Raw genomic sequence first — 12787 nt, forward strand, 5'->3', positions numbered from 1 at the left:
GCGCAGATCGTTTGGAGGCGGTTAGCATTATGGGCACACCCGAGATTGCTCTTTCGGTAAGGAGCCTTGTGGAGTATGTATACAGCAGCGGAAGCCTGGAATCCGGTTTCCGCAGTGCAGCAGCACTGGCGGAAGGGACGCGGATTCACCAGCATATCCAGCGGCAGTATAAGGAAGGGGACAGCAAGGAGGTCTATCTGAAGACGGAAATTCCGTATGAGGAGCTGATCTTCCGGATCGACGGGCGCTGCGACGGCCTGCTGACCGCCGGGGACGGGACGGTAACGGTGGAGGAGATTAAATCGACGGCCGGACCGGTGGATCAGCTTGCCGAAGGTAAAGAAGTGCATTGGGCCCAGGCGCTGATGTACGCCTACATGCTGTCGCTGGAGCGCGGGCTGCCCTCGGTACAGATCAAGCTTACCTACGTCCAGCGCGGAGGGGAGCAGCAGCGGAGCTTATACCGCACAGCCTCGGCGGAGGAACTGGCGGAATTCGCCATGCAGACCGTAGCGGGTTATGTTCGTTACGCCCGGCTGATGGTCCGCCATAGCGCGGAGCGGGACGGCAGCATCCGGGAGCTGGCGTTTCCGTTTCCCGCCTACCGCCAGGGGCAGCGGCATTTCGCCGCCGCCGTGTATAAATCAATCGCAGAGGGGGTCAACCTTTTCGCCCAGGCTCCGACAGGCATCGGCAAGACGATGTCGACGCTCTTCCCGGCGGTGAAGGCGCTCGGGGAAGGCAAAGCGGGCGGACTGTTCTATCTGACGGCAAAGACCGTCAACCGCCTGGCGGCCCAGGACGCGCTCCGCCTTCTGCTGCGCAGCGGATTGCGGCTGCATGCGATCACCATCACAGCCAAGGAGAAGGCCTGCTTCCGCGAGGAGGGGCTGTGCAGCAACGACTTCTGTCCGTTTGCGGAAGGCTATTACGACCGCGTCAATGCCGCGGTGCTGGACATGCTGGAGCATGAGACGCTGATGACCCAGGAGACCATCGCCGGATATGCCCGCAAGCATGAAGTCTGCCCGTTCGAATTCTCGCTTGATGCCGCCTACGCCTGCGATGCGGTAATCTGCGATTACAATTATATCTACGATCCGCGCATCAGCCTCAAGCGGCTGGCGGAGGAACGGAAGCGGCGGACGGTGCTGCTCGTGGACGAGGCGCATAACCTCGTTGACCGTGGCCGCGAGATGTATTCGGCTTCGCTGACCAAAGCGCCGTTCCTGGCCCTGCAGCGCCGCTACAAGACGGCGAACAAGGGACTGAGCGGTGCTGCCAAGGCGGTGAACGGCTGGTTCATTGCGCTGCGCAAAAGCTGCGGAGAAGAGGGCAAAGGCGAGTGGCGGGAATATCCGGAGGAATTGCCGGCGCTGCTGGAAGCATTTGCTCTGGAAGCGGAGCAGGAGCTGGTCGCGCCTTCTTCAGCCCCGCCCGAAGGCGAGGAAGAGGAAGCAGGGCTGCTGGACACCTACTATGCGGTGCTTGGTGTGCAGCGCACCTTCAAGACCTATGATGAGCGGTATGTCACTTATGCCGAGGTGCGGGGCGGCGATGTCTATTTCAAGCTGTTCAACCTCGACCCCTCTCACCTGCTGCAGCAGATGGGCAAGGGCTTCCGCAGCCAGATTCTGTTCTCCGCCACGCTTACGCCCCTGTCCTATTACCGGGAGATGATCGGTGCGGGTGAAGCGGACTACAGCCTGAGCGTGCCTTCCCCGTTCCACCCGGAGCAGTGGCAGGTATCCGTCATTCCGGTCTCCACCCGTTACCGGGACCGGGGAGACTCGTTGCTCCCGCTCAGCGATGCGCTCAAGGGAATGACAGAGCGCAAGGGGAATTATCTCGTGTTCTTCCCCTCCTATGCTTATTTGCGCAGCGTCTTCGAGGTATTCACGGAAAAATATCCGCAGGTGCGCACGATTGTTCAGAGCACGGGCATGAAGGAACATGAGCGCGAGGAGTTCCTCGCCGCCTTCTCCCCGGATAACGCCGAGACGCTGCTTGGGTTCGCGGTGCTCGGCGGCATCTTTGCCGAAGGCGTCGACCTGCCGGGCGACCGGCTGAACGGCGTAATGATCGTGGGCGTCGGCCTGCCCCAGGTCGGGCTGGAGCGCGAGATTCTCCGCCAGTATTTTCAGGAGCAGGGGAAGAACGGTTTTGACTATGCTTATGTCTATCCGGGCATGTGCAAGGTGCTGCAGGCCGGGGGCCGGCTGATCCGCAGCGAAACCGATAGCGGGACGATTGTGCTGGCCGATGACCGCTTCCTGCGGCAGCCTTACATGCAGCTGCTTCCCGAGGAATGGAGCCGCTATCATCGGCTGATGTAAGCGCGTATAATTAAAGCAGATTTTTTAATCTATGAAACCTCAGGAGGTACGGGAGATGACACTGAATATCGGGTTGGTAGGGACAGGCTGGTTCTCCAAGGTGCATGCCGATTTGCTGGCGGGAATGGACGATGTCCGGCTTAAGGCGGTGTGCGGCAGCAGCAAGGAGAAGGGCGAGCAGCTTGCCCGCAATTACGGGGCTTCCGGGTACGGGGATATTGTGGACATGCTGGATGCCGAGAAGCTGGATGCCGTATATGTCTGTGTGCCTCCGCAGTCGCATGGGGCCATTGAACGGGCGCTGATCCGCAGGGACATCCCCTTCTTCATCGAGAAGCCGCTGGCGGCAACTACTGAAATCCCCGCCAGTCTGCTGCAGGAAATCAAGGAACGCAATCTGCTGACCTCGGTCGGCTATCATTTCCGCTATCAGAACAACGTCCGCCGGCTGAAGGAGACGCTGGCCGGAGACAAGGTGGGCATGATCGTCGGCCAATGGATGGGCGGCATGCCGGGGGTGGCCTGGTGGCGCAACCAGGAGCAATCCGGCGGGCAGTTCACGGAGCAGACGACCCATATCGTCGATCTGCTGCGTTATCTTGCCGGAGAAGTGACGGAGGTCTACGGGCTGTTCGGCAACCGTGTGATGCATGAAGCCCATGAGAATGTGACGGTGGCCGATGTCGGTACCGTCTCGCTGAAGCTTGCGAGCGGCATCGTGGCCAATATCTCCAACACCTGTGTCCTGCCGGACGGAGTGGGCCGCATCGGGCTCAGCTTCTACAATGAGGCGGGATTGCTTGACTGGAATCCCGACCGGCTCCTGGAAGTACGCAAAGGCGACAGCACGGAATACGCCAATGAGGGTAATCCCTACGCAGCGGAAAGCGAAGCCTTCCTGCACGCTGTGCGGACAGGCGACCGTTCGCGCATCCTCAGCGACTACGAAGACGGGTACAAGACGCTGAAGGTGACCTGCGCCGCCTATGAGTCATCCCAAAGCGGGCTGCCCGTAAAAATTTAACCCTACAAAGTGACGAACAGCTCTGAAGCCGATTCCGGGTACTTTGCGGGGACCCCAAAGGCAGTCCTACAAAGTGACGAACAGCCCCTGCAAAAAAAGACCCGCCGGATCAGCGGAGCTGACCGGACGGGTCCTGCGGCCCAAGCGGGAACGGCCTAGTGGAGGAAAACCGCGAGCAGCGCCGGCGCCAGTCCGATGGAGAACAGCGCCGTCAGAATCATCGCGATACTGGAGATGGTGCCGGTCAGCGAGCTGAGCTCGAAGGCCTTGGAGGTTCCTGTCCCATGCGCGGCGGTTCCCAGCGATACTCCGCGCGCAATTTCGTTGTCAATGCGGAAGAGGCGCAGGACGGACGGCCCCATCAGCGTCCCCAGGATGCCGGTCAGAATGACGAAGACCGCAGTAATGCTGGGGACACCGCCGATGTTCTGCGAGATGCTCATGGCGATCGGCGTAGTGACCGAACGAGGTACCAGACTGGTTGCCAGGTCTCCGCTTAAGTGCAGCCATTTGGCCAGCAGCATCGAGGAGAGAACCGCAGTAACCGTTCCTGTTAGCACGCCTGCCGCAATTTCGGCGGCGTGCTTTTTGAGTACCTTGAAATTTTTATGCAGAGGGATTGCAAAGGCGACCGTTGCCGGCTGCAGCAAATCGCTCAGCCATTTGCCTCCCGCATTGTAGCTTTCATAGGACGTTCCGGAGAGCAGCAGAATGCCGATCATGATCAGCGGCGTAATGATCAGCGGGGAACAATAGATTTTGCCGCTGCGCACGTAGAGCTTTTTGGCCAGAAGATAGACGGCAACGGTTAATCCAAGAAAAAGCAGGCTGTACATCATAAGCCCCGACGCTCCTTTATGCGGTAAATGGCTCCTGTAAGCACACCGGAGCAGGCCATAACGGCAAAGGTTCCGACCACGACCACCGCCAGCACCTGGAGGCCGTCGGCTTCCAGCAGACGGGTGTATTTCATGACCCCGATGGCGGAAGGTATAAAGAAGAGCAGCAGCTCGGCCAGCAGCCAGGAGGCGCCGGCTTCCACCCAGCTCAGGCGGACGATGCCGCTCTCCAGCAGGAGGAATAATAAGATCATCCCGATAATGCTACCGGGAATCGGAATATGCAGATAAGGGGTCAGAGCGTTGACTGACATGGAGAATACGGTGAGTCCGGCGATCTGCAGCAAGCCCTTGGCAATGTTGTTCATAAGGCTTCGCTCCTTTCATTGTATTGAAAGTTTACAATAATTATTTTCATGAGTAAAATGAATAATAGGAATAGTTGATATTCTATTTGTCTATAGATAGGGGCGTTAAGAGTGGATATCCGCCAGTTGCAATACTTTGTGCAGACAGCCAGAATGGGCAGCTTTTCCCGGGCCGCCGAATCGCTGTTTGTCTCCCAGCCGACCATCAGCAAGATGATCCGGGGACTGGAGGAGGAGCTCGGCGCGGATCTGTTTTTCCGCGAAGGTAAGAGCATCAGGCTGACGGATGCCGGCGAGATTCTGCTGCTTAAGGCGCAAAATATCGTGGAATCGTTCGCCAGTCTCTCCTCGGAACTGGATAGCCTGCGCGAGCTGCGGCGGGGCCATATCCGGATTGGCCTGCCGCCTATGGTCGGGGCGAGCTTCTTTCCGGCGGTCATCGGAGAGTTTCACCGGATGTATCCGGAGGTGACCATCCGTCTGCATGAGGACGGCTCCAAGAAAGTGGAAGACGATGTGGAGAGCGGGCTGCTGGATATCGGCGCCATTGTGCTGCCGGCGGATGAAGCGAAGTTTCACTGCTTTACCTTCGTGGAAGAGAAGCTGCAGCTGCTGGTCCCTGCAGGCCACCGCCTGGCAGGAGCCAGCGTTGCCGCCCTGGGAGAATTGGCCGGGGAAGAGTTTGTGCTCTTCCGCGAGGACTTTGCCCTGCATGACCGGATTATTACCGAATGCGTCAAGGCGGGCTTCCAGCCGAAGGTCGTCTATGAAAGCTCACAGTGGGACCTGATCAGCAAGATGGTCGCCGCCGGGATGGGCATCGCCCTGCTGCCGGAGACGATCTGCCGCGAGATGGATCCTTTGCGGACGGCGGTAATTCCGCATACCCAGCCGGTCATTCCCTGGGAGCTGGGCATGATCTGGCGCAGGGACCGCTATCTCTCCTTTGCCGCCCGCGAGTGGATCTCTTTTGCAATGAAGGTGCTGGGTGAACGTTATTTGCCCCGGGCGGAGAGCTGACAAGGACAAAACGCGCACCGTTTCGACGACATTTTTTTCTTTTTTTTGAAAAATTGTTTTTTGGCATCACCCGTTATGATAAAGGGAGAAAGCTGAATGAGGCAGGTGACTGATCGTGAAAGTATACCAACCTTCGCGGGAACAAGGTAAATGTGATTACAGAGAGGACGAGCTGTTCGTAACCATAGAGAGTCTTAGAAGCCAACTGCTGGAGGTAGCCCAGGAGCGGAGTCTCAGCGACAACGCCGTGCTGGAATTAAGCCAGCGGCTGGACGGCTACATCGTGCTGGCCCAGAACAAGATGATGGAGAACCTGCGCGGCCGCAAGCGCGGCATCAGAGGCAAAGCCCTGATCCAGTAATGGTCTGCAAATCCCCAATTAGACAAGCCTCTTGAGATAGGCCCCACTGGTTGGGGCTCTTTTATTTGGGCAAAATACCGTTACCGGTTCTGTAAAACTTGAGAGCGCATTCATCAATTGACAATGCAGGTAGCCGAAATTATAATTAGGAAGCCTAATTAATAAAGTGTTTAATAATTTGCTACCCTAAGTAAAAATGGAGGTGGGACACATTGGAGTAAGCAGGGGCGGAAACGACGACAATCCAGTCGCACGCAGGCTGATCGCCATGATGAGACGGATGCACAAGGCGCAGTGGAAGCATACTGCCCAGGGGCACAAGCCTAGTGAAATGACTTTAATGATATGTCTTGCCAATCAGGCGGAGTTCTCGGACGAAGGGCTTAAAGTATCCGGAATCAGCCGCATTCTCGGCCTGACCCCGCCCACCGTGACCCAGTTGGTCAACAGTCTGGAAGCCAAGGAAATGGTGCGGCGGCACGCCGATCCGCTTGACCGCCGCGTGGTGCGCATTAAATTGACGGAGGGCGGAGAAGCTGTGACTTTAAGGGTCAAGCAGAGCAGGGATGAGATGATGAACAGGCTGGTGACGCATCTCGGTGAACAGGACAGCATCAAGCTGGCCGATCTGCTGCTGAAGGTCTATGACTTCATCAAGGATAATCGCCCGCCTGATTTTGATGACCGGTTACCGAAGAACGGAGATGAGAAATTTGATTAAATTGTTCAAACAATTGGGTCCTTTCAAGCTGTCGATTGCGGCGGTGCTCATTCTGGTGTTCCTGCAATCCATGGGCGATCTGTACCTGCCGACGCTGATGTCCGACATTGTCGACAAGGGGATTGTCCATGGAGACCGTGATTATATCTGGAAGATCGGCGGCTATATGCTGCTGGTAGCGGGCGGCGGGGCGATTTGCTCGGTGCTCGTCAGCTTTCTGTCGGCCAAGGTGGCCGCAGGGTTCGGGAAGAACACCCGAGAGCGGATGTTCAAGCATGTGGAGAATTTTACGCTGCAGGAATTCGACAAGCTGGGCACAGCTTCGCTGATAACCCGCACGACCAATGATATTACCCAGATCCAGGTCGTCCTGACCATGATGCTGCGGATGATGGTCGGCGCTCCGATGATGATGATCGGCGGGATCATTATGGCGATCTCCGAGGATGCCAAGCTATCGCTGATCTTTGTGGTTGTCCTTCCGGTGCTGGTCGGCACGATTGCCATTATCGGCACGAAAGGGCTGCCGCTGTTCAAGGCGATCCAGACCAAGCTGGATACGCTGAACCGGGTGCTGCGCGAGCATCTGACCGGTATCCGGGTCATCCGTTCGTTCAACCGGATCGAGCATGAGAACAAGCGGTTTACTGCTGCAAACGGCGATTTGACCGAAACAGCGATCCGTGTCAACAAAGTGATGGCGGCTCTGATGCCGGTCATGATGATTGTCATGAACTTCTCGATGATCGCGATTCTGTATTATGGCGGTATCCGGATCGGCGACGGCAACCTGCAGGTCGGCTCACTGATGGCCTTCATTCAATATGCGATGCAGATCATGTTCTCCCTGCTGATGGTGTCGATGATGTTCGTCCTGATTCCGCGGGCGTCCGCCTCGGCGCTGCGTATCAATGAAGTATTCGACATGCAGCCGGAGATCAAGGATCCTTCCGTGGCAGCAGTGGCGGCTGCGCAAAATAAAGCCAATGAAGAAGGACACGAAGGCCACCGGGGCTACGTCGAATTCGACGATGTCTCCTTCTCCTATCCGGGAGCGGAGCAGGCGGCCCTCCGGGGAATCAGCTTCAGCGCCCGGCCCGGTGAGACCACGGCAATCATCGGCGGTACCGGCTCAGGGAAGTCGACGCTGCTCAGCCTGATTGCGCGATTCTATGATGTGGGCGAAGGCACCGTGCGGGTGGATGGAGTCGATGTCCGCGAGATGACACAGGAAGAGCTGCGGCAAAGAATCGGCTATGTCCCGCAGAAGGCGGTGCTCTTTACCGGCACAATCAATGACAATATCCGCTACGGCAAGGATGATGCCACCGAAGAGGAGATCATTCATGCCGCCAAGGTGGCCCAGGCCTACGATTTCGTCTCAGCGATGAAGGACGGCTTCAATTCGGAGATTGCCCAGGGCGGCACCAACGTCTCCGGGGGGCAGAAGCAGCGGCTGTCCATCGCCCGCGCCCTGATCCGCAAGCCGGAGATTTACCTGTTCGACGACAGCTTCTCGGCGCTTGATTTCAAGACCGACGCCAAGCTCCGCGCTGCGCTCAAGGGAGAGACAACCGATGCCACTGTGCTGATCGTCGCCCAGCGGGTCAGCACGGTGATGGATGCCGACCGGATCATTGTGCTGGATGAAGGCCGGATTGCCGGCATGGGTACCCATCAGGAGCTGATGGAGAACAGCGAGGTGTACCGCGAGATTGTATCCTCGCAGCTGTCAGAGGAGGAAATAGCATGAGCGAAACGAACAACAGCGTCAAGCGCCCTCCGCGCCGTCCGGGCGGCTTCGGCCATGGCCCGGGCGGACCGGGCATGCGGATGCCGGCCGAGAAGGCCAAGGATTTCAAAGGAACGCTGCGCCGGCTGATCCGCTATCTGCGTCCGCGCCAGGTGCAGTTATTGATTGTATTCATTACGGCAATCGCCAGTACGGTCTTTAATATTTTCAGCCCGAAGGTGATGGGGAAGGCGACTACCAAGCTGTTCGAGGGCGCTTACGGTATGATGACCGGAGTGGAAGGGGCCAGGATCGACTTTGATTACATTAATCAGATTCTGATTCTGCTGGGCTTCCTCTATTTGTTCAGCGCACTGTTCAGCTATATACAGCAGTATGTGATGTCCGGCGTGGCGCAGAAGGTTGTGTTCGATATGCGCGAGCAGATCAACGGCAAGCTGGAGCGCCTGCCGCTGAAATATTTCGATTCGCGGACGCACGGGGAAATTCTCAGCCGCGCGACCAACGATGTGGACAACATCAGCACCACGCTGCAGCAGAGCTTGACGCAGCTGATTACGTCCATTGTGACGCTGGTCGGCGTCATCGTAATGATGCTGACGATCAGCCCGTGGCTGACGCTGATCACCGTCGTTACCCTGCCGCTGAGCTTCGTGGTTATTATGCTGATTACCAAGCGTTCGCAGGGCTACTTCATCAGCCAGCAGAAATCGCTGGGCCAGCTTAACGGCCATGTCGAAGAAATGTACACCGGCCACCGGATCATCAAGGCCTTCGGCCGTGAGAAGCAGTCGGTTGACGAGTTCAGAGTGATCAATGAGCAGCTGTACAACTCCGGCTGGCGAGCCCAGTTTATGTCGGGGATGATTATGCCGCTGATGATGTTCATCGGCAACCTGGGCTATGTGCTGGTCTGCGTGGTCGGCGGGATCTTCGTCACCCGCAAGGTCATCGAGGTCGGGGATATCCAGGCCTTTATCCAATATTCGCGCCAGTTCACCCAGCCGATCACACAGACGGCCAATATCGCAAACATTATCCAATCGACGGTAGCTTCCGCAGAGCGCGTGTTCGAGCTGCTGGACGAAGAGGAGGAAGTTCCAGAGGTACAGACCTCGGCCAAACGTCCGGCGGTTGCGGAAGAGGGAAGCGTGGAGTTCCGGCATGTGAAATTCGGCTATAAGGAAGATGCTCCGCTGATTGAAGATATGAATATCGCGGTCAGCCCCGGCCAGACCATCGCCATTGTCGGCCCGACCGGCGCCGGCAAGACGACGCTGATCAATCTCCTGATGCGCTTCTACGAAATTAATGACGGGGAAATCCTGATCGACGGCGTCAACATTACCGCGATGAAGCGCGGCGAGCTGCGCAGCAAATTCGGGATGGTGCTGCAGGATACCTGGCTCTTCAACGTTACGATTATGGACAATATTGCCTATGGCCGTGAAGGGGCGACGGAAGAAGAGGTGGTGCGCGCCGCCAAGGCGGCCCATGCCGATCACTTTATCCGGACCCTGCCGCTTGGATACAATACGGTGCTGAACGAGGAAGCCACGAATATTTCCCAGGGGCAGAAGCAGCTGCTGACCATCGCCCGGGCCATTCTGGCCGATCCGTCCATCCTGATTCTGGATGAGGCGACCAGCAGTGTCGATACCCGGACGGAAGTGCAGATCCAGAAGGCGATGAAGACGCTGATGAACGGCAGAACCAGCTTTGTGATCGCCCACCGCCTTTCAACCATCCGCGATGCCGATCTCATCCTCGTGATGAACAAGGGCAGCGTCATTGAGCAGGGAACGCATGAAGAGCTGCTGGCCCAGAACGGCTTCTACGCCGATCTGTATAACAGCCAGTTCTCCGAAGGCGATCTGCCGGATGCGGGTTAACAACGGCAATCACAGGCAATGCTGTAATTGAATAGTCCGGCGACTAAACGCCCCTTTGCATATTTTTGCCGACTTGGCCGGAACGTGCAGAAGGGGTGTTTTTTTATCTTATGAGGAACTTTTCAATTATTTTCGTAAAAAAGATTTGCTTTAAATTTTTGGGGTATATAAGATAAGGATAAAAATGACCCGCGGTTCATTTTGGACTGCGGAACAGGAAGAGAGTGTGAAGGGATGTCAGGCTACGGCAAATGGGTGGCAGGCAGCAAGAGCAAGTGGATCACGCTTGCAGTATGGATCGCGGTGATTGCGGTGCTGACGCTGATGTGGCCGTCGGTCAATTCGCAGGTGATCAACAACGCGCAGAATCTTCCGGATGATGCGCAGTCCGTCCGCGCGGCGGCGGTGGCGGAAACGGAGTTTCCGGCCGGCAGCGGTGTGCCTGCTCTGCTGGTATGGCACCGGGAAGGCGGATTGACTGAAGAGGATTTATTACATATTATTGCCGTCTACGGCGGACTGGAGCAGGAGCCGCTGGCGCACCAGAATTTCGTACCGCCGTTCGGCCAGCTGCCGCCGCAGGCGCTGCAGGCGTCGCTGTCGGAGGACCGCAGCACGATCGTGACTCCGGTGCTCTTCGATAAGGGGGCGGACAGCGGGGAGCTCGGCGATGCGGTAGCCGAGCTGAAGGAGCGGGTCCAGGAGACGACCGGAAGCGATCCGGTATCCGCTCCGGCGGACGGCAGCGAGCTGAGCCTGCGCGTATCGGGGCCGGTTGGCATTTCCATTGATGCGACGGGACTGTTCGAGGATGCCGATGTGGCGCTCCTGATCGCCACGGTGCTGCTGGTGCTGGTGTTCCTGCTCCTCATCTACCGCTCGCCGATTCTGGCCCTGATCCCGCTGATTGCGGTCGGCTTTGCTTATCTGGCAGTTAGCCCGGTGCTGGGCAAGATGGCGCAGGAGGGCTGGATTACCGTCGATTCCCAGGCGGTTTCGATTATGACCGTGCTGCTGTTCGGAGCCGGAACGGATTACTGCCTGTTCCTGATTGCCCGCTTCCGCCAGATTCTGAAGGTCGAAGAGAGCAAGGGACGCGCCCTGCTCGGCGCGATCTCCCAGGCCTCCGGCGCAATTGCGATGAGCGGCTTTACGGTAGTGCTGGCATTGTTCGCTCTGCTGCTGGCGAAATATGGAGCCTATCACCGCTTCGCCGTGCCGTTCAGCCTGTCGATCCTGATTATGGGCATCGCCAGCCTGACGCTGGTGCCGGCCCTGCTCGCGATCTTCGGGCGGGCGTCCTTCTTCCCGTTCATCCCTCGCACGCCTGAGATGGAAGCAGAGCGCGCCCGGGCCAAGGGCAAGCCGGCTCCGCAGCCGAAGCCCCGCAAGAAGGGCGTCGGCCAGCTGGTGGTCTCCCGGCCGTGGGCGATTGTGGGCATCACCGTCGTCCTGCTGGGTGTGCTGGCCTCCTTCTCCACAGGCATCAAGTTCACCTATGACCTGCTGTCCTCGTTCCCGGAGGATATGGAGTCGCGCCAAGGCTTTGATCTGATCGGCGAACAGTTCTCCCCCGGGGAGCTCGCTCCGGCGAAGCTGATGATCGACACGGAAGGCCTGGTGGACGGAAAGGACATGAAGGTGATTCTGTCCGGCTTGTCCTATGTGGATACCGTCTCGGACCCGCAGCAGGGTGCGGTCAACAGCGACATTCTGGGCTTTGACATCGAGTTCAAGGAGAATCCCTACTCCCTGGAAGCCATGAGCCATATTCCGGCGCTGCTGGACACGGCGGAGGGGGCGCTGATCGACGCCGGTGTAGCGAATCCGGACAAGAGCGTATGGGTTAGCGGACAGACGGCAACGCAGTACGACACGAAGGAATTGGGCGAGCGGGATACAGATCTGATTATCCCTGTCGTCATTGCCATGATTACGCTGCTGCTGCTGATTTATCTGCGCTCTGTAACTGCGACCATTTATCTGGTGGCGACGGTCATTCTATCCTTCTTCTCAGCGCTGGGCCTGGGCTGGCTCATCATTCACTACGTGCTTGGCGCCGATGCCATCCAGGGGGCGATTCCGCTCTATTCCTTCGTCTTCCTGGTGGCGCTGGGCGAGGATTACAATATCTTCATGATCTCGAACATCTGGAACAAGCGTAAAGTAATGCCGCTGAAGCAGGCCATCGCCGAAGGGGTCAATGAGACCGGCGCAGTTATTACGTCCGCCGGGATTATTCTGGCCGGCACCTTCGCCGTGCTGGCTTCGCTGCCGATCCAGGTGCTGGTGCAGTTCGGCATCATTACCGCCATCGGCGTGCTGCTGGACACCTTCATTGTCCGGCCGTTCCTGGTGCCGGCGCTCACCGTGCTGTTCGGCCGTCTGGCCTTCTGGCCGGGCAAGCACCATGAAGTAGAGCGGGCGCAGCCCGGCAACGCGGAGCGCTAAGGTGAAAGCGCAGCGGCCCAGT

10 protein-coding genes are annotated in these 12787 nt (G+C 57.9%); 8 read left to right on the top strand and 2 right to left on the bottom strand.

Annotated elements, in window-relative coordinates; all coding sequences use genetic code 11:
- Positions 1-29 precede the first annotated feature (29 nt).
- Together F1381_RS04600 and F1381_RS04605 are read left to right on the top strand one after the other, a co-directional pair.
- Positions 30-2336 (top strand): ATP-dependent DNA helicase, encoded by a 2307-nt coding sequence (locus F1381_RS04600; RefSeq protein WP_151733643.1) that lies wholly within the window; start codon positions 30-32, stop codon positions 2334-2336.
- A 55-nt stretch (positions 2337-2391) separates the two neighbouring features.
- Positions 2392-3360, top strand: a complete 969-nt coding sequence (locus tag F1381_RS04605; RefSeq protein WP_151733644.1) for a Gfo/Idh/MocA family protein — start codon at positions 2392-2394, stop codon at positions 3358-3360.
- 155 nt (positions 3361-3515) lie between these two features.
- Here F1381_RS04605 and F1381_RS04610 read toward each other — a convergent pair whose 3' ends face one another.
- Positions 3516-4199, bottom strand: a complete 684-nt coding sequence (locus tag F1381_RS04610; protein ID WP_425495242.1) for a CidB/LrgB family autolysis modulator — start codon at positions 4197-4199, stop codon at positions 3516-3518.
- Positions 4196-4567, bottom strand: coding sequence for a CidA/LrgA family protein (locus tag F1381_RS04615; RefSeq protein ID WP_151733645.1), 372 nt, complete (start codon positions 4565-4567; stop codon positions 4196-4198). The genes F1381_RS04610 and F1381_RS04615 overlap by 4 nt, the downstream gene beginning before the upstream one ends.
- Before the next feature lie 111 nt (positions 4568-4678).
- On the opposite strand from F1381_RS04615, the gene cidR reads away from it, so the two are divergent.
- The 6 genes from cidR to F1381_RS04645 all read left to right on the top strand — a co-directional run bounded on the left by cidR (position 4679) and on the right by F1381_RS04645 (position 12765).
- On the top strand, positions 4679-5587 hold the full coding sequence (gene cidR / locus F1381_RS04620; protein ID WP_151733646.1) for a cidABC operon transcriptional activator CidR: 909 nt from the start codon (positions 4679-4681) through the stop codon (positions 5585-5587).
- A gap of 115 nt (positions 5588-5702) precedes the next feature.
- Positions 5703-5948 carry an aspartyl-phosphate phosphatase Spo0E family protein gene (locus F1381_RS04625; RefSeq protein ID WP_246187906.1) on the top strand — a complete coding sequence of 82 codons (246 nt, stop codon included), beginning with the start codon at positions 5703-5705 and terminating at the stop codon, positions 5946-5948.
- Positions 5949-6144: 196 nt separating this feature from the next.
- A complete protein-coding gene (locus F1381_RS04630) occupies positions 6145-6669 on the top strand; it encodes a MarR family winged helix-turn-helix transcriptional regulator (protein ID WP_151733647.1) in 525 nt (174 codons plus the stop codon).
- Positions 6662-8422, top strand: a complete 1761-nt coding sequence (locus tag F1381_RS04635; RefSeq protein WP_151733648.1) for an ABC transporter ATP-binding protein — start codon at positions 6662-6664, stop codon at positions 8420-8422. Before F1381_RS04630 ends, F1381_RS04635 begins: the two co-directional genes overlap by 8 nt.
- Positions 8419-10314 carry an ABC transporter ATP-binding protein gene (locus F1381_RS04640; RefSeq protein WP_151733649.1) on the top strand — a complete coding sequence of 632 codons (1896 nt, stop codon included), beginning with the start codon at positions 8419-8421 and terminating at the stop codon, positions 10312-10314. Before F1381_RS04635 ends, F1381_RS04640 begins: the two co-directional genes overlap by 4 nt.
- Before the next feature lie 234 nt (positions 10315-10548).
- Entirely contained in the window at positions 10549-12765 is a 2217-nt protein-coding gene (locus F1381_RS04645) for an MMPL family transporter (protein ID WP_151733650.1), read from the top strand.
- The last annotated feature ends 22 nt before the right edge of the window (positions 12766-12787 follow it).

Source organism: Paenibacillus tengchongensis, assembly GCF_008973665.1.
GTDB classification, from domain to species: Bacteria; Bacillota; Bacilli; order Paenibacillales; family Paenibacillaceae; genus Paenibacillus_AQ; species Paenibacillus_AQ tengchongensis.